Below are 23,495 nucleotides of genomic sequence, written 5' to 3' on the forward strand. Positions count from 1 at the left end.
TATCCTCGTGTGGAGTCCTTTCAGATGTTTGAAACAAGGACGGAATCGCGGCCCATTCGGACTCTTGAATGCGACTGAATATCTATGGCTAAAATCTATAAGGTGACGATGGCGGATATCGCGGAGCGGGCAGCGGTTTCGCGCATGACGGTATCCCTTGCCTTAAGGAACCATCCTAAGATCAGCGAGAGCACTCAAGTAAGGGTGAAGGAGGCAGCTAAGGAACTGGGCTACGTCCCGAATCCGTATCTCTCTGTATACGGAAGCCACATACGTTCGGCGAAACAAAAAAAGCTGCAGGCTCAGATCGCTTTTCTGGGTTATGAGCGGATACGGGAAACGCCAAACCTCTCGCCCTCTGTGATGACTCTCCCTGAAGCCATCTATTTCGGGGCTGCTCAACAATGCCAGCGTTTGGGGTACGGGATCGAGCGGGTGCTGCTCGACAAAAACGATATCTCCGAGAAACGAATGGATCAAATTCTTATGAGCCGTGGTATCCTAGGCGTTTTACTGCATCGCAATTTCTACGAAGGAAAAGACTGGGATCTAAGTTGGGAGAAATTTTCGGTTGCCGCAATCGGTTCAAGCAATGTGCCAAGCGCCTTCCACTCCGTTGACTGTGATAGACAGGAAGGGATGATGCGACTGCTGAACGAGATTCACTGTCTCGGCTATAAACGCATCGGATTCGCCATATTGGAACAGCAGGACAAGCACCAGCGGCATACGAATCGGTCTGCCGTCAGCGACTATCAACTGCAGATTCCTGAAAAACGTAGGGTTCCCCACCTTATCGAAGCTCAATTGACGAAGAAAACGTTTTTGCAGTGGGTCCATAAACACCGAGCGGACGTCGTGATCGGTGGCGTGGCGAAAATGTATGATTGGTTGCTCGAAGGTGGTTGGAACGTACCCAAGCAGATTGGTTTCGTACGGCCGCAACTAATGCCTGAGCAATCTAGCTTTAGCGGCATTTGCTACGACCACACGGCGATCGGTGCGGCCGGGATTGATGCGATTGTAGGGCAGATAAACCGCAATGAACGCGGTTACTCGCAGCAAACGAGGCGTATCCTCGTCTCCGGAGAATGGCAGGAAGGATCCTCCACTCGCTTGATGAGTAAGGGGAGAAAGCGTCCCGTTTTCCATCTCGCGTAGCGTGCTATTAGCAAGATAAGAAATCTCAAGAAGTTGAACGCGCCCGTAGGACGTACCTCCTACGTTTGATGGCGACGAGGGTGGGGAGCGGGACCTCCGGGCCCGTTTTCATTGGGTGAAAAAACTGTGCTGAGGCTTTACTCGTTCAAAAGGTTTACAAGTAAACCAAATAGGAGGTGGCTCTGTCGTACAGGGAAGCGGCAGTATAGCCCATTCTTGGAACTAAGGCGCATTCGAAAATAAACAAGAATGCGACTTCCGCACTTTAAGCCTATTGAATTAAATAACGAAATGAAAAGAATCATGTTATCCGCCCTCCTTATCTCCCTTTTCAGTACGACAGTGATTTTCTCTCACGCAGTCCCCCCATCAAGAGAAGGGAATTCCAAGCTAGACTGGCAAGATCCAGAAAAAACATTTTTGAAAGTAGATATCAGCGGAAAGATCCTTAATATTGAAGCCTTAATTCCCAAAAACGTAAGACAGTTTGAGCTACGAATCGAAAGCTCACGCAATGATTCAATAAGTCGTATTTCCACAGTCTCTCCGTTCGACCCTGATCATGTAAGTCGGAAGGCTATGTACGAAAAGACTGATTTTGACACCTGGTACCCAGTGGTAGATATCCGTCCTGAACAGGGGATGGAAGGTGTTTGCGTCTTTAAAGACAACCCAACGGGCTACTACACATTTGGCGGCCCATACTATGATGATAGCTGTGAGATTGCTAAACAGATCGTTATTCCATCAGGCAGATTGGAGTATTGGGAAAATTCTCTAAGAGTTAGTTCAAAACAAATTGAAATTGATAAGTTTTACCTTCGTAAGACTTATCCAGTATTGTTAAGAGAGTTTAGACACGAGATAGACTTGCTTTCTGAAGACTGGAGTGGATCTGTCAGTATATTTATTGACGGGGAAGAAGGGCAATACGAGCTGGTTCGGAAAGACATTACGCCACCAAAGAGAGAATGGCAGAACAAGCAACTCGAGCAGTTAATGGGAGCTGGCTTGTCGAAGAAGCGTTTGATAGCGTCGCTCGAAGCAGTAATCGACAATGGCTTGAGGCGACAAAACCTGAACCCGGACAGTCCCACCTACGGATCCTTTTTCACCTTTTACGATATGGAAGCGAGACTTCACCGCTCATCCTATTGGCTGTGGGGTGGTTCCCCCATTGTGAAATTGGTCCTTGATGCAATCAAACTGCCTGAAATCGCCGCCAAATATGACACGGCTAGCCTAATCCAGAGGATGGACGAAGTGGGTAAACTCTACTTGAGATACCAGGTCCGCGAAGAAAATCATCCATCCCGCGGGTCGTTTTTGGTGATCTGGCTTCGGTCGCCAGATGGATACGAAAAATGGGTAGGAACCTCCGATTCAGGAATCATGTTCAAATGGGCTTTAGCGCCTTTGTATGAAAATACTGGAGACACTGCTTACTTAGAATCAGCTGACTTTTGGAATACCGAAAAGGGAAAGCTGCTCGAGCAACATGAAATTCTTCCCCATAACTATCTATACGACATTGATGAATTCAATGACAGCATTTTAGATGAAACAGGGTGGGATCCAGAGGGGCACAGTGTTTTTTATGATATAACGGGTGACGAAAATTATAGAGAAGTTGCCAAGCGCTATATGGAAAAGCATATGCCAAAGTTCCAAAACGAAAATGGATTATGGAACCGAAACTGGTCGATAGGGAAAAGTAAGGCCTTGCCACCCTTGAAAATGACTCGCGGAACGGGATGGACTATGGAGGGCATGTTGGCGATGAACGAGATGTTCCCTGATACGATTTTTCTGGAATATGCGATTAAAATCGCAAATCAATTGGTTGAGAATCAACAACCTGATGGGTCATGGAATTTCGTATTCGACGCCCCGGAAGGAGATAAATCCGCCATCCCTACAGACAAGGGAACTCCCTTATGGAGTCTATTAATGTATCGCACTTATCAAACCACAAACGATACCAAATATTTGCAGTCTGCACGCAAGGCGCTTCTTTGGTGCTTGGATAACCAATACCTAGGACCCGACCCTGAAGCCATCGGCAGTATAGTCGGACGGACCAATGCCTCAATGGTTGGGTATCGTTTTTTCTTCGATGCAACGTGTGCCTACTCAACCGGATTTTTCGGTTTGGCAATACTTGAAGAGTTAAAGCTTCAAGAAACGGATTCGGAAAAACGGAAATTCTAACTTGCTCACATGTTTACTACGCTGATACACAAACTTTAATTCAGTTTCGCCTCAAGAGAGATCTTGCTCCGCTTGTTTGAGGACTTAGCGGAGCAAAGTCTCCAATTTGCGTTTTTAACGTTTACGGCGAATCGAAGTGCACATGATCCTTAACGCCTCTTCTTTGAACTCTTGCTTTTTTCCTCGAACTCAGCCGTACACCCGTGCTCTTGAGAGAATGAGGATTAGCTTTAGTCGTCTTTGCTGCGTGGGACCAGGGCGGTTTCGCCGGCGAGGAGGGTACGGTCCGAACCAGCGTTTTTCTAGTTGAAGGAACCAACCCATGAGTCCTCATCTGGACCTCATTAGGCTACATAGGCGATGCCTTCGCCGCCACCCTAGTGGGTGGGGGCGACTACGTTGCCGTATACCGTTGTCGGTGAGGTCGTTGTCTTGGTTGGCTCTGCTGAGCAGAGACGTAAAGAAAATGATTGTGCACAAGCACGCCTGCAAGGCCTTGGTGAGATTGCGATTTTGGATAGGTAAACGATAATTGAGGGTCAGTAGAACGCTAGTACCTCGCGCCTTCACGTCCCAGTTGCTTGGCATCGATACATATTATGCTTCTTGTGCGTTGGCAGAAATTCGAAGAGAAGACGGTGGTGTTTCGCTGCTTACCAAAGTGTTTACGGTTGATGATCGATGGCAATAATCCAAGCTAACCATGGTCAAATCGTAGCCGCGAGGCGTTTTCTCTACCTATTATCTAGATTATTTATATGAAGCGAACCAATTTATACACCCCTTCTGTCCGATTGCTCGCCTCAGTGGCTTTTACTACCCTCTCGCTATTAATGCCCCTCCATGCCACCCCTCGGAATGCGAAGCCGAATGTGCTTCTGATCGTGGTCGATGATCTAGGTTGGAAGGACCTATCGGTACAGGGGAGCGAGTTCTACGAGACGCCGAATATTGACCAGTTGGCAGCGGACGGGGTGCGCTTCATGAATGGATACGCTTCCTGTCAGGTTTGCAGTCCCTCGCGAGCAAGCCTTATGACTGGGCAGTATCCAGCCCGCATGAAAACAACCGACTGGTTCGGGGCCAAGGCGGGAACGGATTGGAAGCGAAATACCAAGCTCTTGCCAGCCGAGTACATCGAACGGCTCGACCCTGATCGCATCACGGTAGCGGAGGCTTTCAAGGAAGCGGGGTATTCAACTTTTTTCGCCGGAAAATGGCACCTAGGGAAAGACGAGTCCGATTGGCCCGAGCACCACGGTTATGAGATAAATGTGGGAGGCCACGACAAAGGCTCTCCCCCAGGGGGATTTTTCTCTCCTCACAACAACCCGCGAATGGAGGACCGCGACCCCGGCGAGTACCTGCCGTTGCGATTAGCGGACGAAACGGCGAATTTTATTTTGAGCAGCGGAGACAAACCGTTTTTTGCCACGCTCTGTTTCTATGCAGTCCATGCTCCACTCCAAACGACCCATGAGCTTTGGGAGAAGTACCGCAATAAGGCGAAGTCCATGCCGCAGCCAGCGAGTCGCTTGGAAGTCGAGCGTCGCAGGCCGATTCGCGTGGTGCAGGACAATCCCATCTACGGAGGATTGGTCGAGGGCATGGACGCAGCTGTCGGTCGCGTGCTCGATGCGCTCGAAGCGGCGGGTCAGTCGGAGAATACCATCGTGCTTTTTACCTCCGATCACGGAGGCGTCTCATCGGGAGATAACTGGGCGACCTCCAACTTGCCCTTGCGAGGAGGCAAAGGCTACCAGTGGGAGGGCGGACTGCGCGTGCCTTTCATCGTTTCATGGCCCGGAAAGATTCAACCGAGTGTAAATTTGGATACACCAGTGATTGGTACTGGTGTCTATCCGACTCTTCTTGAGTTGGCTGGGCTGCCGGCTAGACCCGAGGAGCATGTCGATGGCACGAGTATCGTGCCCGCTCTGCGTGGGGGGCGGATTCCCGAGCGTCCGCTGTTCTGGCATTATCCGCATTACGGCAACCAAGGTGGCGATCCCAGTTCGGTGGTGCAGCTGAAGGGGTGGAAGCTCATCCGTTACCATGAGGGCGACCCGGACGAATTGTTCTACCTGCCCGATGACCCGATGGAGTCTAGAGATTTGGCCCAGCGCTATCCGGAAAAGGCCCGTGAGCTTCGTGGTATCTTGGACCATTGGTTGGAGGACGTGGAGGCTGAGTTCCCGACCCTCAATCCAGACTTTGACGAAGTAGCCTTTGCAAGGGAGCAGGTCAGAAAGGTCGAGGTAATGTTGCCGATGCGCGAAAAGCAAGCGGCGGAGATCCTAGAGCCCGACTGGAGTCCTGACGCGACTTGGTGGGGCAGCGAAACGGTCGATTAGTGACGCGTCGAATGTCGCATGCGCTTAGCGCTAAACTTTAGCCTCCGGCCGCAGAGGATAGATCCTGCGGCACGGATGCCAGCTAGCGACACCTCCGTCTCTTTTAAACCGCAGAGGTCGCAGAGAACGCGGAGGATTTGGAAATATACCTCCGTGTTCTCAGTGTTTAATGAATGCTATTCTCCTAGCTCGGAGACGCGAAAATCCGCGTAGCGGGCGGAGCGGGTCCACATATGGCGGAGTCCGATACGTCCTTGGGTGACAGGATCTAATGCGCTCGTATCCCAGATGAAACTACGACGTTTCTCTTCGTCTTTACCCTTGGGCTTCACGGAGAAGAGAAGTCGTTCGCCTATCTTTACCGCGGTGATTTCGTAAGTGACGCCTGGGATTATGAACCCGCCCACGGGTTGCCGCTCGCCTAGGCCTGTTTGTGGGAAGGTACGGTTGGGGCCGGTGGGATAGCGACGGGCATGTATGTACTGCTCACTTGACGAGTCGTCATCGTTCCCGAGGGCAGCGTAGCTGATGTGCAGCAAGTTCATGTTGTCGAAGTAGTGCCGCATGTAAGGAATTTCTCGATACTCTCTCCACTGGTAGATGTCTCGAGAGAAAATGTCTTCACCGTTTCCTTGGGCGTGCAGGTAGAGGATGTTCACGGCCCAGTTGACAGTATCCAATCTGGTGTAGTCGTATTGCACGAGAATGTCACCTTGGAATTCGCGCTTGGTCCAGAGTACGGCGTGGGAGGCATGGTCGTCGCGGACGTGGCCTGCTTGGAAGATGAGACCCTTTTCGCTGGGTCTTAGGTCGGCTTTGAGGCCGTCTAGAAACCAGTCTTCTGTCCAGTCGTCGGTGCCTGAGTATTGGAAGACTTTCTTCCATGGCAAGTCTTGGGAGGACGCGTAGAATGCGTTGGCACCGGGGTTCTCCGCTTGGGCAGGCAGTTGGGAAAAGAGCAGGGAAGCAAGCAGGGGGAGTTTCAGCTTCATTTCGGAATTGTATGTCCGCTAGTCGTTTTTAACCGGAGGCAGCGCCTTTTGCGCTTCGGTCAGGATTTCCGCTTCGAAACGGCTCCGCTGGATGGCTCCGTTGTCGCCTACGAGGTAAACTCTGCGAAAATCGGAGTTGTCGACTTTGCGAGCCACCAAGAGACGGGCATCGGGATGGGCGTTTTCGATGAAGTCGGAGATCATGAGGGTTCCGTCTTCGACCTCGAAATAGGTTTTTCCGGGGTTGAGGGTTTTGCCACCGTCTTTGCTGTTCCACCACCGGAGCTTTGTTCCTTCCGTCATGAGCACGTTGACGTTTTCCGGAGACGGTACGTGGAGATTTCCGCGTTTGCTAAGGGTTTTTTCGTCGCCGCCGTGGAACAGCCATTCCTCGCCGTTCCAGCGGCAGTGGTGCAGGAGCTTTGGCCCGCCCCAGGGCTTACCGTTTTCGTCGCCGAGATAGAGAAGGAAGTGAGGATAGCCTTTGGAGTCGAGAGCCAGGTCGCCGCCGTGCACCCACTTCTCGCCTGTGTTAACGGCTAAGGCATGCTGATCGGCGTATTCTTTGGTGAGCGGCATCTCGAGGACATCGCCGTGGATATTGCGCCAGAGCTGGTCCTCGGCGCTCATTACCATGTAGTAGCCGTTCTGACGCTCACCGACGTGTGGTGGGTCATTGCAAATATGGTAGTAGACGCGAGCCGCTATCTTGTCGCCGGGCGCCTTGAGGAATTTGAGGTACCAGGAATCGACCGCGGCGATGTCGGTGCGCCGTTTAGAAAGGGCGATGGAAACGACGTCCTCGAAGGTGCGGCCGTTGTCGGTGGAACGCTGGTAAACCCAGTTGCTTCGGTGTGCTCCATGGCGGAAGAAGAGGTAGATGTCGCCGTTGTCCATCTTGATGACTTGGCTGTAGGTGCCGAAGGGGGAGATGTTTTTCCGCATTTCCCAGCTCGTGATGTCGAATGGCTTCGTGCTGACGACATGGCGTTGCTCGCCGTTGTTGTAGTTGCCGAGCTTGTTTTCGCCGAGCCCGGCAGTTCCGCCGTGGCCGCCGTAGAAGATGTGGATGTAGCCTTCGTCGTCGATGACCATGGCTGGCTTGCCATGGTTGTCGATATTGCCGCGTTGTTCCATGGCGCTCTCGCCAGCGAGCAGAGGTCCTACCCATTCGCCGGTCTCGTGATTGTAGGATGCTACCCAAGCGTCCTCGTCGGGACCTTGGTAGGCCACATAGGTGACGCCGTTGTGGTGCACTCCGGCGGGCGGGCCCACTGCATTGCCGTAACCGTTGTCGGTGAAGTAGTCGACCTTGTCGTCTTTCGCGGAAAGGGGCATTGCTGAAAGGAGAAAGCACAAGCAGGGGAGCAAAGCTGTGGTGAGGTAGCGAGTTTGCATACGTCTTCGTATTATTGAGGCTGAACGGATAGGTTGCTGATTCGTTCTGCACCATCCCAGTAGTCTGTCATCGATACTTATCGAGCTTCTTGTGCATTGGCTGAACTCTTGAGAGAACAACGGCGGTATCGCCGTTTCACCCAACCCTCTCGACAACAACATGAATCGAATAGAGCTATCCGTAATCATCATTGCACTTGCTAGCGCGACCTTTGTTTCCGGTCGTGCCGAAACCGCTTCTGGCGACAGCGATCCCATGCTCGATTGGCATCGCCCAGTGGATGCGAACGTTTTCGTGACCAGCATGGGCAACAACCATGACTCCATCCTTTTCCACGAACCGGAGAGCGAGTTCCCGTACTACATGATCATCAGTCATACGCCCGAGAAGGCTTACCTTTGGCGGACTAAGAGCTTCTCCTGGAGCAGCGAAGACTGGGAGCTAGTATCCGACAATTACAAAATCGGCGATCACTATGAGTACGACGATGGTATCAAGGTGGGTGGGACTTATTACATCTACGAGAGCGGTCAGGTATTCACTTATTCAGGACAATTGGAGGAATCTAGTGGCAAGTGGAAAGTGGCAGGAAGCTTTCCCAAAAAGCAGTGCGATGACCTTGGAGTTTTCTACGAGGATGGTTTGTTTCACATCTTTGGCGAACATGGACACTTCCCGCACGGTCCGGACGGAACGAGTCTCGCTCATTTCACCTCGGAGACCGGCTTGGGTGATTGGAAGCTGGTTAACCCTAAAGCGGTCGATCCCAATCCTGATGGAGGTCACGCCTACGGCGTGGGGGATCCCACTATTGAGAGGATCGGCGATTTCTATTACATTTTTTGCGACCGAGAGTCGGTGGGAAGTCCTTATAAGGTTACGGCATGGCGATCTAAGAGCTTGTACGAGTCGTTTGAATACTTGGGCGTTGCGATCGCGCCCCGCTCGGACGAGGTCGACGATTGGGACAACTACCGTATCCAAGATCCAGACATACTGTACGTCCCCGAGCTTGGACGCTACGTAATGTCGTGCAACATGATGGACGTAGACGGGAATCCGGGTGGAGATTTCCCTGGAGTTAAAGGTGGTGGCACGCGTGTCATTGGTGTCTTTTATTCGGGTAAATCGGAGTGACTTAGGCGGTTTCGTTCGGCCGAGCGATCTCGCGGAGCTCGTTGCTCGGGCAAAGGGGGCAAATTTTCAAAAAACTGTTGTACTGCCTAAGCCTGAACCGTAGACCGAAGCCCGACTGCTTAAGGTGACGAGTCCCATCTAGGACTTGTTCGAAACCCAGAAAGGTAAAAATGAAAATTGCACTAATTAACGAAAACAGCCAAGCGGGCAAAAACTGCGTTGTTGAAACGGCGCTCAAGAAGGTCGTGGAGCCGATGGGACACGAGGTTTTCAACTACGGGATGTATACCGCGGAAGATAGCGAGCAGCTGACCTACGTTCAGAACGGCATTCTGGCAGCTGTGTTGCTGAACTCGGGAGCGGCCGATTTCGTGGTTACCGGCTGCGGTACGGGCGAGGGTGCCCTCGTTGCCCTGAACGCTTTCCCAGGGGTGATTTGCGGTCATGCTCAGGACCCTGTTGACGCATTCTTGTTTTCGCAGATCAATGCGGGTAACGCTCTCTCGATGCCGTTCGCCAAAGGCTTTGGTTGGGCGGGCGAGCTCAACATCGAATACATCTTCGAAAAGCTCTTCGGTCAGGAAATGGGTATCGGTTACCCGAAGGAGCGGGCGGCGATCATGGCCAAGAATCGCGGTATCCTCAACGATGTGAAAGCGATCACCCATACGGATTTGGTGACGATCCTGCAAAAGCTCGACCAGGACCTCGTGAAAGGCGCCCTTGGGGGAGCGAAGTTCAAGGAGTACTTCTATGCCAACGCTACCAACGATGAGATCAAGGAGGCCGTCAAGGCCATCATCGGCGAGTAGGGCTCTGAGAGCATCGTTTTACGCATTTAACAAGGACCTGGCTTCTGCAAAGTGGCTGGGTCTTTTCGTATCGAAAAAGTGGAAACAGAATGGGATGTAAGGGTGGACTCCGGTACAGACGGCATTGCAGGATCTTAGATAAGCCTTCTCTAAGGGCAAATGGAGATCAGGCCTCCGCGGTCTGCAGCGAGCTGCAACCCTACTAGTCGTTTCCATACTTGTATCCAAATTTTGTTACCCCTAACCAGAGATTCCGCGATATGATAGGTTATAAAAACGCAGCTGGGCTTCCGCTCGTTTTAGTGCTGGCCGCATGCAGCCCAAAGGCGGACAGCGAAATCCTCGTCGAGACGTCCTATGAACTGGGCCGCTATTCGGCAGTGGGTCATTCCGTCGAGCGGAAAAATTCAGTGATCTATGAATCCTTTGAAGGTGGTGGCTGGAACGCTCAGAACACCACTTTGAGCATAAGCGAACACAAACCAGGGCTCGACGAATCCTTGCCGCAGAATTTTCTGTTCCCCCAGTTGCAGGGGCCTCATTCGTTTGCGGCCGAGAAGTCGATAGTGCGTTTCGGCGAGTACGCCGCTAAGCTGCATTGGAAGAGCGGCAATCCGAGCCAATGGAATGGCGATCCGCTAAAGCTGGATAATACGGACCGCAAAGCGATGTTCCACGGCCATAAAGCGAGCAGTAGTAAAGCTACCGTTTGGTATGGATTTAGCGTCTACTTTCCAAGCGAGGGAACGCGTATAACTGGAGACCAATCTGCCCTGTTTTTCCAAATACATGGCTCGCGAGATAAAAACGGGGAGCCCAACCGGATACCGCCGCTCTCCATCAACCTTGTTGCGGATGGATTCAAGTTTGGCTATTCCTGGGACAGTGCAGCGTCGAGCACCAGCACAATTGGGGAGGGAGATGTGGATTATGTCGTTCCTACCAACGTGTCGGACTATCAGGACCGTTGGCTCGATGTAGTCATCAAGGTCAATACCAACCCATTGGAAGAGAAAGGCTCTTTTAAAATATGGTTCGATGGAGAACTCATCACCAGTCGCGAGAACATTCGATTTGGATACAACGACCAGCAGGGGATTTATCCTTCGTTTGGTTGGTACATTACCGGCCAGAGCGCGTATCGAGACGGAGACATGATCCTTTACCTCGATGAGGTGAGAATGGTTGAAGGCGAGGATGTTGGCTACTTCGACGTGGCACCGGGATTTTTCTCCCGGTAAGCGACACTTCGAGCGATTTTGCCAATGGTGCCATTGTTTGTAGTATCGGTTTATAAACAAAAGCCCGATGCTTGAGAAGCATCGGGCAGTTTTTATTTAAATCCCTAGGAGTTTTTGTCCTAAAACTCGAATGTTGAGCGAAGCGTGAAGGTTCTTTCCGCAGGGATACTGTACACTGGGAAGCTGCCGTCCGGGTTTGCGACTACAGGTACCAGGTCGTCCTCGTTGAGCGCGTTGTTGATGTTCAACTGGAGGGTCCAATCGACGCGATCTTCGAAGAGCTTGCGTTTGTAGCGGACGAAGGCGTCGATCTTCAGCTGATCCGGTCCGAAGTAGGGGCTCGTCACGTCGGGCCTGTATTCGCCGAGCTCCGTATCGAAGATCTGCGGAAATCCGATGGCGACATCATCTTGCCAACGTGCTCCGCCGCCGACGGTCCACCCCTTGAGCGAGCTATCGTCAGCGAACCTGTAGTTGGTGAAGACATTAAACCTCCACTCGCGTACTTGGTCGATCGAAGTGGAACCGTCTTGAAGCTGGGCCAATTGCAAGCTCGAGATGTAGGTGTCCATTTGATCTTCAATCGTAGTTTCGTTTGACGGATTGAACTTGAACCTTCCAAACGCGCTCTCTTCCCAGACTGCCGCCCGGTTGAACTCGCCGTAGAGGTATTCCGTAACTGCGGGGGCGCTGTTATTGCGTGTTACCTCCTGTTTGGCAGCATTCATGGAGATCGTCCAGTTAGATGTAAGGTTGCCAACCATCTCGAGCTCGAAGCCTTTAGATACACCGTCGCTGGTAACCGACAGATTGTCTGGAGCATCAAATTGTAGCAATCCGTTGGTGTCCGTAGTGATGTTCCATCCGTCTTTGATGACTTGAGGAAAATCCGGGTAATTGCGCAGCAACTCGATATCGGCTTGGTTTCCTGGATTCACCGCGATCACCTCTTCGATTTGGTTGATGAAGCGGACTTCCTGACCGATGATGCCAGTCAAACCATTAAGAGAGCTATCGCTTCTAAGCGACTGTACGGTTTCATAGACGTTCGCCCGGATCGAGATGTTGTCATCGAATAGAGCGACTGAGACCCCGTACTCTTTAGTTTCGCCGAGCGGCGCGCTGAGAGCTCTGTCGAAGAAATCGTGTCTGACTCGATTGCTTGCGACTCGGTTTTCCGCTTCCGCGTAGTGAAGACTGAGTCGATTGATCGGGCCGAGATTTTCCACGATAGACTGCGGCATGTGGGCTACGACTCCCCAAGAGAAAGTCGTGTCCTGATAGGGGTCTCCGCTTGGGCTTGCTACAAAGGATGGATCGTCCAGCAATACCGCTCCATCGGCTCCACGGGGCACTCCGTCCAAAGCGAATGATTTTACTTCATCGTCTCTCCAGCCGTAGGTGGCAACCAAGTGGTCATCGAGGAAACGGCTGTTGAAGATGATGGCTTTCGATGTCCGTTCCAAACGGTTCAGGCCTGCGTTTGTAATTGGATTTTGGATAACGCCAAATTCCCTCGTTACCCAAGCATCGTCGTTGTAGCTGTAAGTTCGCATGCTGCGGGAATTACCAACGTTTAGTAAAGGCAAGCGCTCGATTAAGTCGGCGTTCGAGGGACTAGCAGCGTCCTTCAGCGAGTCTCCGAGGTAAACGATTCCCCCGAGGGAGCGGAAGGTTCTATTTCCAACATTGCCAATCCCGCCCAGGGTAAGCCCACCATCGGGTTTGCGATTGAACTCAACGTAGTCATCGCCCCATGCGTACTGCAGACCTCCTAGCGACTCATTCTTTTCCTCCCGTTTCTCGAAGAGTGCTGTAACGGTGTGGTCGCCAATGATTTTTCCGAGAAGCCCTTCGAACTTATCAGTGGCCTTCAGGTTAAAGAAGCCGGTCGCTCGGTAAGTATCGCTTTCAGTGGTCGCTTCATCCCAGTCTCCGCCGGCCCAGGAGATCATGGGGCGACCAAAGTTGGGGTTTGGGTTCCCATCGGGGAGTACCGTATTCACGTCGATCTGCAAATTGTAGGAGCGCGCTCCTCCGAAGAGGGAGTGGCTCGCCAGGTCCACCGACTGCGAGTCGAAAGCGAATTCGATACCCGCTTGCTTGTCCAAGAAGAGTTGTTCCGCGGTCAAGCTGATGGAATCGAAGTCCATGCTCGACCCCTTGTTGTCTCCATCTAGCAGATTGTTCCGGAAGTCCAGGATAGATTCGTCGGTTACGGCACGATTTGCGAACTGATTGGCGATCGCTTCGTTTTGTCCGTTGTTGTAGTAGCGTTGATTCTGTCCAGTGCCTCGAAGCGTTGCGAACGCTCTGAGCTCTCTATCGCTCGAATCGCTCGGTGTGAAATTTGGATGCCTGAATATCAAGAAGGCCTCCGCATTGCTAGGGTTGCGACTGGCGTCCACCTCGCCGGAACCAGCAACCGACCAAACGACCGGTGAGCCTACGATCGGACCCAATGGGCCGAAATAGGCACCGTAGGGACTGAGCGCTGGAGTCGCAATCGCGTCGTGAACGGGCTTCACTAAGCCCTCAGGGTGGGCCAAGGGATCCCACCACATGGTCAAGCTGTCAACCGGAGCGAATTGGCGAGGCTGGTTGGCATCGATCTCCCCGCTTTCTACGTTCAGCTTGAACGTCAGATCTTCGGTGGGGCGGTAGGCTAGGGTCGCGAAGATGCGTTCATCACGCTCGAAGGCCGGTTTTTGCTGGTATTTGGTATCCTCATACAGGGCAGCGAACCGGACGGCGAGCTTTTCGTTGATGAGCCGGCTTACATCGAGGCTGCTGCGCAGCGAACCGTATGAGCCATAGCTAAGGCTCACGCTATCGCGGTCTTCGAAAATGGGGCTGATTAAACCAGTATTGATAATGCCTGCGGGACTTCCGACTCCGAAGAGGATCGAATTCGCTCCTCGGTTTACGGTGACGCTGTCCGTATTGTAGCTGTCCATGGGAATAAGGCTCTCGAAGTAATCACGGGTTATGGTTGCTCCGGCTAAGCCTCTCACGCGCGTGGTCGCGTTGATCTCGATGGGGCGCTCAGTGAATTCGCGTTCGTTGTTTCGACCGGCGTCGTCGGAGAAGTTACCCATCGGTCCGGCGACTTCGGTGCTCGCTGTGTGTACGAGCAACTGCTTTAGATCGGTGGATTGCGTGTCATCGAGGAAGTCCTTTGTTACGACGCTGATCGACGAGGCGACATCTTTGAGCTTCGTGTTCAGTCGAGTGCCAGCGAGCGTGGAGGAGGCTCGATAGCCTTCGTTGCTCGAAGCCTCGACTGTAAAAGGCGAGAGTTCGAATACGTTCTCATCCTCGTTCGCATCGCTGTCTTGTCCGGATGCGGTGGCAAAGATGCCAGCAGCGGAAAGGGCGGCGAACGCTTTGCGCAAGAACGGCCGTTTCTGGTTTTGTTGACCTAAGGTCTCACTTGTTAATGGGGGCATATCAGAGTTCTGGTGTTTGTTAGTTCTAATGGTTGTAGTTTCTTTTCGACTACGATTAGCATTTTTACCAACTTGCCTGACAGTGATCGCATAGGTGCCGGAATTGGAGTCTGTATACAGTTTCAATCCGGTATCCTTCAGCATCGTTTCGAAAGCCTCCTCGATGGTGAAATGGCCATGGACCGACGAGGTTACGACGTTTTTGACAACGTCGGGACTGTACAGCATGTCGATTTCGCATTGCTCGGCGGCTTTCTTGAGGGTCTGAATTGCTTTTCCTGCAGGTACCGAAAAGGAGTGTTTACCGTTTTGATAGTCTGAGGAGTGCGTAGGTGTAGCGGCCACTAATCCAACCACCCCGAAAAGTATCCGGACAAAGAAAGGCATCAGGCCATTCATCCGAGAAAATGGGGTGGAAGGGGGGGCAGGTTGGTGGTTCACGCGGTAGACTCTGATTTACCCGGAACTCACTAAACGAAATGTGAAATAAATCAATTTTTTGGGGCCGCGTATTCTCTTTTTATATACGTTTGCGCGGTGGTCGAAATTCGCTGCGTAAAATGCTCTAGATAGCTGGGCACACACAAGTTCACACGCTCCTAGATGGCGATTTCGGAGGTATGTTTTACTCGGGGACAGACCTGGAGTGGAGCGCGTGCTCAGTCGTTTCTGCTCGAAAGGAGAATCTTGTTTCCTTCGCGTTCTGCCGCGATGTTTGAGGTAGCTTGCAGCAGGTTTATAAATCCTTCCAGCTTGTTGGATCTGAACGTGGCTACGATCTTCAGAGATTCGATTTGGCTATCGACGATGATGAGCTGATCTTCGTTGTGACGATTGAAGGATTTCACGACCTCCGAGAGCGGGGTCGAATCGAAGGTAAAGGTTACTGGTTTCCAAAGGAGTATTTCAGATATCTCTTTTTGTCCTACCTCTTTGATCACGTATCCATTATTGACGTTATCGCTTCGATGCACGACAGCTTTCTGATTTTGGATTAGATTTTTGGGAGTCGGTTTTGTATCGGACAAGGGACTACGATTCGAAAAAGAAGCATCTTTAAGTAGTGACAGGGCAACGATCCCCTCAGTAACAAGGATTTCGACGGAAGGACCTTCGAACTTGACGTTAAACTGAGTCCCGATTGCTCGCAACTTTGTCTCGCCAGCGTAGACGTCGAAGGGGCGGCTTGGGTCTTTGGCGACCGAAAAATAGGCCTCGCCTGATTTTATCCAGAATTCGCGACGATCCTCGGAGTATTTGCATACGACTTCGGCTCCTTCGTTGAGGTCTATTGTCGAACCATCCTCGAGCTCGTAAAAGTCATCCTCAGCGTAGCGGAAGGTTTGCGCTTGCGCAGCGATTTCAGATTCGAGTTGAGTTAGGAACAACCCGAGGATTCCGAGAATAGCGAATGCGGCCGCAGCGCTGGCGAACAGCGCCCAACGCTTGAGGGAAAAGGCGGAGGAGTTGCCGTCGCCCTGTTTCGTGTTTCCCGGTTCTGCGAGATCGAAGTGTTTCGGGTCGAGAATTTCGAAGCGTTTCCACGTTTTCTGGCTTTGAGCGAGCAGGTCAGGCGCTGCTTCGTGGGATTCCAGCCAGTCCATGAACTCCTCTTCCTGCTGCGGGCTCAAGCCGTCATCGATCCTCCAAGCCCACTCAGCCGCTTGTTCAGCGATCGTCTCTTCACTTTGTCTTTGCTCTTTCATTTCAACGCAATTCGAGCTTGTTTCCGGTCGCGCGCTGGACGTATTCCGTGCATTTTTTTAGACCGATGGTGAGCTGTGAGGAAACGGTGTGGGTAGAGATTTTTAGCCTGGCAGCAATTTCGGCGCTGGCCAAGCCATGAACGCGTCGCATTACAAATATTTCCCGGCAGCGTTCGGGGAGGGAATCGATTGCGGAGCGGAGGAGCTCCACCTCGTTTCGATGTTGAAGAATGTCTTTTGCGTTATCCCAATCCTCTAGATGGACGATGTTTGATCCTTCATCCAGTGGTTCCGCTTGTCGCTTTTTAAGGTCCTTCAGGTAGTCGACCGCGACGTTGTGGGCCGTTCGGAAAAGGTAGGCTTTGGGAGAGGTGACTTCGGTCCGCCCTTTGTACTTTAGGATACGGATGTAGGATTCCTGAACGATATCATCAATGGCAGAGTCGAAGCCGAAACGACTGCGCAGCCACGCTCTCAGCGAAGGCTCGTGGGGTTCGATTTCCTCTTCGAACCAGTCGTTTTGATCGGACAATGCCATGGATTTGCTACGATGGACTTTAAAATTGGAAATTTATCAGACGTGCGAACGGTCGAAGAAGTTAGTTTGCGAAGCATCGATCGGAACGCTTGTTGGCCAAGACTGAAAATCGGAATGAACTCACCAAAAGAAATTCCGATGGTGCGTTCGGAGGCTGTTCGTCGTCACTTGCTTAGAGCTTTCTTTGCGGTGAATTGATACTGCCCCGGCTCGACGCGAATCGGGTGATTGGATGTCTCGATGACTTGGCCGTTGAGACGAATACAGTTGGTATAGGGAGCGGGAAGCGTGACTTCGGCGGTGGTGTTGGAAGGGATCGTAACTTGAAGACTGAGTTCCTCGTCGTTGATTTCCCAATACGATGCGATGACTCCGTAGGGCGAGTCGTATTTCCCTCGGGCAAAGGTGAGAGGTCCGCCTACCAAGGGGGAAATGCGGATCTTCTTGTAGCCGGGATCGAGAGGATAGATGCCGGCGATACGTTCGTACATCCATTCGCCGATGGCTCCGTAGGCGTAGTGGTTGAGAGAGCCTTGGCTTCTGTTGACGCCGTGGAGATGGGTATAGCCATCCCAGCGTTCCCAGATGGTGGTGGCGCCTTGGCTGACGGAGAAGAGCCAGGAAGGATAGGTCTCCTTGAAGAGAAGGTCGAAGGCGAGGTCGGAGCGACCGATTCTGTCGAGGGTGGGTGCGAGTAGATTTGTGCCCAAAAAACCGGTACGGAGATGGCCCTCCGCTGCCTCGAGGCTGCTTATTAGGTGTTCAGCGGCTTTTTTGGCGATCTCTGAATCGAGAAGGTTGAAAGCGAGGGCGAGCAGGTAGACGGTTTGAGTTTGGAAATCTCCGGTGTGACGACCCTCGGCGTCGAAAAATCTCTCTTGGAAGGCCTTGGCAACTTGGGCGTGTAGGGTTTTGAGTTCTTCGCTCTTCTCGGTGTGGCCAAGGACTGCGGCGGTGCGTTGGGTGAGCTCGATGGAGCGGGCGTAGAAGGCGGTGGAGATGAGGGAGTTGTCAGTGTCGCCGCGGCGTTTGTCTTTCTGTTGCGAGTAGGGCTGCAACCAGTCGCCTACTGTGCGTTGGGTGCTGATACCGTCGGTGACGTGGGTGGCGCTGTAGTCGAGCCAGCGCAGCATCATGTCGTAGTTTTCTTCGAGTACTTTTTTGTCTCCGGTTCTCCAATACGTTTCCCAAGGGATGATGGTGCAGGCGTCGGACCAGCCGGTTTCGGTGAACTTGCCGGTAGCGTTTGGGATGACCACCGGAATCTGGCCGTCGTCGTACTGCTCTTCGCACATGCTTTGCAACCATGCTGTCCAGAAAGCGTGCAGGTCGGAGTTGTAGAAGGCGGTTGGGGCGAAGACTTGGGCGTCGCCGGTCCAACCGAGCCGCTCGGCCCGCTGCGGGCAATCGGTGGGGATATCCAGGAAGTTGCCGCGGAGTCCCCAGACGATGTTGCTTTGTAGTTGGTTTATGTTGAGGTCAGAGGTTTCAAAGTGGCCGGTGTCTTCGAAGTCGGTGTACTGGACGATGCCTTTGACCCAGTTGAATTCTGGTGGATTTTCGGTGTCGTAGCCAGTTATCTCAACATAGCGGAAGCCGTGGAAGGTAAACTGCGGTTGCCACTCGGCGATACCGTCTTTATTGGCGGTGTAGTGGTTGATAGACTTGGCGGAGCCTAGGTTGCGAGTGTAGAGGGTACCGTCGCGATTGAGGGCCTCGCCGACTCGAGTTCGGAGGGTTTGGCCCTTTTTCATAGGGATGGCGATGCGTGGCACGCCGACCATGTTTTGCCCCATGTCGAAGACGATGGTGTCGGGCTCAGGTTTTGAGATGGAGATGGGCGTGAGCTCAATTTTGTCGCGGGTGGTGAAGTGGCGCTTCGGCTGTAGTTGTATTTTGGAGTCGATGAGGGCTTCGATGGGCGTTGTCCAGTTGCTGGCAGCGAAGCCGGGTTGATTCCAGCCGGGCATCTCTTGGTTGGCGTCGTAGGTTTCGCCGTCGTAGATGCCGGAGGTGCGGATGGGGCCGTCGATAGTGGTGAGCCAGGAGGAGTCGGTGAGGACGAGGTCGGAGGAGCCGTCGGCGTATTCGATTTCCAGTTGGGCGATGATTTCTGGGGGCGGCTCGTTGCCCCAGGTGCGCTTGGGACCGAAGCGGCCTGCGTACCAGCCTTCCGCAAGGATGAGCCCGATGGTGTTTTTGCCTTGTGTTAGATTTTTGGTGACGTCGTAGGTGATGGTCTCGACGCGGGTGTGGTAGGGCGTCCAGCCTGGGGCCATGCGGTCTTCGCCGACTTGCTGACCGTTTATGTGGGCTTCGAAGAGGCCTTTGGCGGTTATGTAGAGGCGGGCCTTGGCGACCTCGACCTTGGCCGAGAAGTCTTTGCGGAAATGAACGGGGCGGTAGAGAGGCGTATCGTATTCGGTCCGCTGGCCTTTGCCGTGCTCCGGGAAGCTAATCCATTTGGCCTGCCAGTCGTCGTTGGAGAGGAGGCCGAGTTCGAAGGTTTGGATTTGGCTCCAGGGGGAGGCTTCGCCCTTTTGGCTCCAGTAGCGAACGGACCAGTAGGCGACGTCTCGGGAGCTAAGCTCGGCGCCGGCGTAGGGGATGTAGAGGGATTGGGCACTGTCGGTCTTGCCGGTGTTCCAGAGATCGGCTTGGTCGGGAAGCAGCTCGGGCGAGCTCGCGACGGCGATCTGGTAGGCGGTTTGCGACGCGCTGTCGGCTGAGGCGGGCAGCTGCCAAGAGAAACTTGGGCTGGCGTTGTAGAAACCGAAAGGGTTGCTGAAGCCCTCGGAGAGCTCGAGCTCGGAAGGAGCTGGCGGAGCGGCGATGGCGGGGGCGACTATGGAGGCTGCGAAGGTCACGAGGGTTGTTAGCTTTTTCATTCTGTAATATTGTTTAACCGCTCGCTCTCTTCGTTCGCTTGAGGGCGGGGAGAACGCTGAGGTTTTTTGCCACGAAAAGGCACGAAGAATCTTGGCTCTGAAACCTGCCTTATAAGGCAGGTAGCGTTGGTTGAGCTTTTTGTGCATTTTTGTGGCAAATCTAACTTTTAATCATTGTGGAAAGATAGGAGCGTTGCCCTCCTGTTTACTTTACGAGGCGGACGGGGCCGATGAGGCCGGAGGGTTCTAGGGTTTTTAGTTCGTCGGTGGCGTAGAAGTTCCAGGATGTCCAGGTGTAGCGATCGGACGCGGGGGCGGGTTCGTTTTTGGAAAACCATTCGGGCATGGTGCCATTGAGATCGTAGTCGTCGTTGGCGGGATGGGCCTCGTCGCCGATGAGGCGGTTGGTCCAGACATTTGTAACCTCAACTTGGATACTGTTCGGACCGGGCTTGAGAGCGGAACTGATGTCGTGGGCGAAGGGCGGCTTCCACAGGGTGGGAAAGCGTTGGCCGTTGATTGTGATGACGGCGGCGATTTTGACTTCGCCGAGGTCAAGGGCGACGGGAGTGTCGGTGTTGGCCCAGTTGGCGGGGAGTTCGAAGGTTGCGTTGTAGACGGCGGTGCCGGAGAAGTGGCGTACGCCGTCCTCGCTGTGCTCGGTCCAATCCTGCAGCTCGGGCATGGCGATTTGGCCGGGGCCGCCCCAGTTTTTATCAAAGGTGACTTGCCAGTCTAGGTCGAGCGGGAGGGCCTCGGGTTCGTCGGTCTTTGCTGTTTGGCCGAGTGTATCCAGAAGTTGGAGTTTGGAGGGAGTGAATTCGGGGGCTTTGCCTTTGCGGAAGTAGACGAAGCGGGAGCCGTGGGGCTCGACGGTTAGGCGGAATCGGGTACGGAGAGCATCGCTTTGGTAGTCGACGACTTGCTCGACGGTACCGGTGTCAGCGTCCCAGATCTCGGGGGTGAGGCCGGTGACGCGGAAGTCGAGCTGCATGTCTTGGTACTCCTTGCTCTCGTTGAAGAGGAAGTAGAGGGTGCCGTCGCCGATGCTGCGGCGGATGAAGTCGGCGGATGGGGCTCCGTTGACGATGAGGTCAGGACCGAGTTGGAGATAGGCGAGGCCGTCGGCGATTTGGGCGGTGGGGATGACGGTGCCTTTTTTGTAGTGGGTTGGCTCGGTTTCGGAGGCCCAAAGTTTGGATACGATGTTGGAGAAGGTGTCGGATTTTTCGGTTTGTTCGCGGTAACCGATGGGCTTGCTGGGGGCGAGTCCGAGGATGGTGGCGCCTCGGGCGACGAGTTCTTCGAGTCGTTGGAGGGTGGCGAGGCGGAGTTGGTCGGAGTTGTGTAGGTAGAGGGCTTTGTAGGAAATCCCTTCGGGAAGGACCAGTTTGCCGTCTTGCACGGTGATGCGGTGGATGAGTACGTCGGCGTTGACGAAGTCGCCTCGGTAGCCAGCGGGGATGATGCCGCTATTCCAGAGGGGAATTTGGTTCGGTCGCTTGTCGCCAGTGAATATCAGGAAATCGGATACGGGGAGACCCTGTTGAAGGAGGTAGGAGCCGCGGGCGAGGTATTTGAACCAGGCTTTGCCGGCGTTGTGCCACCAGGTTTGGTTGCGGTCGATGTGGGAGCCGACGGAGCCCATGGTCATGCCGGGGATGACGTGGGTGTTGGGCTGGTGGGCGTAGCGGTGAAACATGGTTTCGTTGATGCCTTGGGTCCAGGCGTGGTCGCCGTAAACTTTCATGGAGAAAGGGTGGCCGCGCCAGTTGACTTGGTGCCAGGAGGTGAAGGATTCGGCGGAGATGACTTTGTTGCCGTAGATACGGGCGGATGAGACGGCAGCGTTGAAGAAGCCGTCGAAACCTTCCTCGCGGACCCAGAATTCACCCATGGTTTTGTCGGCGGTGCCGCCGACTTCCAGTTCGTTGAGGGTGCCGAAGCCGTAGGGTTCGTTGTAAGCGAGCATGCCGTGCTCGTGGCAGAGTTCGCTGAAGCGGCGGAAGTAGTTCTGGGTCATGAGGTCGGCGACGAGGTCGCGCATGTCGGTGAGCACGGCATGGGTAGCGGCGTTTGATTCGATGACGTGGCCGTTGAAGGTGGGTAGCCATTTGGTGAGGTCGTAGCCCCAGCGGTCGGAGAAGAGTTGGTCGAGGTTGGCGGTCCAGTTGTTGCCGCCCATCTCGTAGCTATCGATTTCTGAATACAGCAAGGCGTTGGAGCCGCGGGCCTGGGCTTCCTTTACGACTTTCCCGACGTATTGCTCGAAGTGGTGGTCGAGGGCGGCGGCGTCGAGCTTGTCGATCTCGAGGCCACGGCCGGCGTCTGAAGCAGGATTGTTGAAGGCGTTGGTGGTGGTGTAGCCGTAGCGGGTGATGAGCCACTTGCCTTTGGGGAGATTGGTTTTGAGCGTGTCGCTTTCGAGGTTGCCTTGGTGGAGGATGTGGATGTCGGAGGGGGCGATGATAGCGTCGGTGGGAAGCGTGTCGTAGGGGTTGGCTTCGGCGCTGACCATGGCGTTGTTCACTTGCCAATTGGGTAAGCGTGGGTAGGCGACGAGTTCGAAGCGACTTACGGGGAAGCTTTGATCGAGAATGAGGCGGAAGTGTTTGGCGGTAAGGCCGTCGGTGAAACTTTGAGTGGAGGTCCAGTGATTTTTGCCGATGCGGCCGTTGTTAAGGGTCCCGACTTCTTGGAAGGATTCGCCGTCGTCGGAAGTGTAGAGGGTGAAGACGCCGTGGCGGGAACGTTGCTCGGTGACGATGGACTTGATCGTGACGGGCTCTGGGTAGGAGGCTTGTATCCAGATTTTGCCGTCGTCGGCGGCGGTGATGATTGTTTCTGTGTCGATGTTGCCGTCTTGAAGGGCTTCGATTCCGTTGCGAGCTGCGGAGGCGGACAGGTTCGCGGTTTGGGTAGCGAGTTGTTGGACGTCGTTGGAGGCTGGCCAGGCGAGGACCGCGATGTCGCGGTAGAAGTCGCGGCTGCGGTCGGGGCGTGGAAGCGTGATACTCTGTCTGCCGCCGTTAACGACAGTTTCGGCGAATACGACTTTCTTCATGGATTGTTCGGGGGTGACCCAGGGACCTCCGCTGGAGGACCAGCCGTCGCAGTTGTGCAGGCCCATCTCGATTCCGACGCGTTGGGCTTCGACGGCGGCGTGGGCGAGGATATCGTTGAATTCCTCGCTGCCGAATTCGACCGGGCCGCAGGGGATGCCGCGGTCGATGTGGAAGACGAGGGCGCCGCCAATGTCAGCGTCGGCGAGGGCTTCGAAGTCCTGGGTGAAGCCCTCTTTGGAGAGGTTGCCGCACATGATGTGCATCCAAGTTCGCGGCTTGTATTGGTTGGATGGATTCGCGAATTCAGCGGGGTCGGGGGCCGCGGATGCGGTGGATGCGAAGAGGGTGGCGGTGGCGAGTAGGGTTTTGGTGAGGTGACGCATGGGGAATCGAAGATTAATTGCCCACGAAGGGCACTAAGGTGCACGAAGTTATGCTAATTGTAGGCGTTGGGGGAGGAAGTCGGAATCTGGGGATGGCCATCGGGGACTACCGAGCGACATAACTAAGTGCTCATGGCCGCTACCTTGTAAACTCTTCGT

Annotated in this window: 13 protein-coding genes; 6 read left to right on the forward strand and 7 right to left on the reverse strand. The window is 53.8% G+C overall.

Annotation, left to right across the window (positions count from 1 at the left end; translation table 11 throughout):
• The first annotated feature begins 108 nt into the window (after positions 1-108).
• The 3 genes from IEN85_RS11205 (at position 109) to IEN85_RS11215 (ending at position 5,726) form a co-directional block, all read left to right on the forward strand.
• Complete coding sequence (locus IEN85_RS11205) at positions 109-1,161, forward strand: LacI family DNA-binding transcriptional regulator (protein ID WP_191617177.1); 1,053 nt, start codon at positions 109-111, stop codon at positions 1,159-1,161.
• Positions 1,162-1,452: 291 nt separating this feature from the next.
• Entirely contained in the window at positions 1,453-3,372 is a 1,920-nt protein-coding gene (locus IEN85_RS11210; RefSeq protein WP_191617178.1) for a glycoside hydrolase family protein, read from the forward strand.
• 833 nt (positions 3,373-4,205) lie between these two features.
• The gene (locus IEN85_RS11215; RefSeq protein WP_191617179.1) at positions 4,206-5,726 is read left to right on the forward strand and encodes a sulfatase; all 1,521 of its coding nucleotides are present in this window, start codon (positions 4,206-4,208) and stop codon (positions 5,724-5,726) included.
• A 176-nt stretch (positions 5,727-5,902) separates the two neighbouring features.
• On the opposite strand, the gene IEN85_RS11220 is transcribed toward IEN85_RS11215, so the two are convergent.
• Together IEN85_RS11220 and IEN85_RS11225 are read right to left on the reverse strand one after the other, a co-directional pair.
• The gene (locus tag IEN85_RS11220) at positions 5,903-6,718 is read right to left on the reverse strand and encodes a DUF1961 family protein (RefSeq protein WP_191617180.1); all 816 of its coding nucleotides are present in this window, start codon (positions 6,716-6,718) and stop codon (positions 5,903-5,905) included.
• An 18-nt stretch (positions 6,719-6,736) separates the two neighbouring features.
• Positions 6,737-8,056 carry a BNR-4 repeat-containing protein gene (locus IEN85_RS11225; protein ID WP_191617181.1) on the reverse strand — a complete coding sequence of 440 codons (1,320 nt, stop codon included), beginning with the start codon at positions 8,054-8,056 and terminating at the stop codon, positions 6,737-6,739.
• 220 nt (positions 8,057-8,276) lie between these two features.
• Here IEN85_RS11225 and IEN85_RS11230 point away from each other — a divergent pair, with 220 nt between their 5' ends.
• The 3 genes from IEN85_RS11230 (at position 8,277) to IEN85_RS11240 (ending at position 11,307) form a co-directional block, all read left to right on the forward strand.
• Positions 8,277-9,254 (forward strand): glycoside hydrolase family protein, encoded by a 978-nt coding sequence (locus IEN85_RS11230; protein ID WP_191617182.1) that lies wholly within the window; start codon positions 8,277-8,279, stop codon positions 9,252-9,254.
• A gap of 170 nt (positions 9,255-9,424) precedes the next feature.
• Positions 9,425-10,066 carry an RpiB/LacA/LacB family sugar-phosphate isomerase gene (locus tag IEN85_RS11235; protein ID WP_191617183.1) on the forward strand — a complete coding sequence of 214 codons (642 nt, stop codon included), beginning with the start codon at positions 9,425-9,427 and terminating at the stop codon, positions 10,064-10,066.
• Positions 10,067-10,284: 218 nt separating this feature from the next.
• Entirely contained in the window at positions 10,285-11,307 is a 1,023-nt protein-coding gene (locus IEN85_RS11240) for a heparin lyase I family protein (protein ID WP_224772573.1), read from the forward strand.
• A gap of 119 nt (positions 11,308-11,426) precedes the next feature.
• Here IEN85_RS11240 and IEN85_RS11245 read toward each other — a convergent pair whose 3' ends face one another.
• From IEN85_RS11245 to IEN85_RS11265, 5 genes are all read right to left on the reverse strand, one after another.
• The gene (locus tag IEN85_RS11245) at positions 11,427-14,756 is read right to left on the reverse strand and encodes a TonB-dependent receptor plug domain-containing protein (protein WP_191617184.1); all 3,330 of its coding nucleotides are present in this window, start codon (positions 14,754-14,756) and stop codon (positions 11,427-11,429) included.
• 659 nt (positions 14,757-15,415) lie between these two features.
• On the reverse strand, positions 15,416-16,462 hold the full coding sequence (locus tag IEN85_RS11250; RefSeq protein ID WP_191617185.1) for a FecR family protein: 1,047 nt from the start codon (positions 16,460-16,462) through the stop codon (positions 15,416-15,418).
• 1 nt (position 16,463) lies between these two features.
• Positions 16,464-17,000, reverse strand: a complete 537-nt coding sequence (locus IEN85_RS11255; RefSeq protein WP_191617186.1) for an RNA polymerase sigma factor — start codon at positions 16,998-17,000, stop codon at positions 16,464-16,466.
• A gap of 164 nt (positions 17,001-17,164) precedes the next feature.
• The gene (locus tag IEN85_RS11260) at positions 17,165-19,888 is read right to left on the reverse strand and encodes a glycoside hydrolase family 78 protein (RefSeq protein ID WP_191617187.1); all 2,724 of its coding nucleotides are present in this window, start codon (positions 19,886-19,888) and stop codon (positions 17,165-17,167) included.
• 205 nt (positions 19,889-20,093) lie between these two features.
• A complete protein-coding gene (locus IEN85_RS11265; protein ID WP_191617188.1) occupies positions 20,094-23,336 on the reverse strand; it encodes a glycosyl hydrolase in 3,243 nt (1,080 codons plus the stop codon).
• Positions 23,337-23,495 lie beyond the last annotated feature (159 nt).

Source organism: Pelagicoccus enzymogenes (assembly GCF_014803405.1).
Classification (GTDB): domain Bacteria; phylum Verrucomicrobiota; class Verrucomicrobiia; order Opitutales; family Opitutaceae; genus Pelagicoccus; species Pelagicoccus enzymogenes.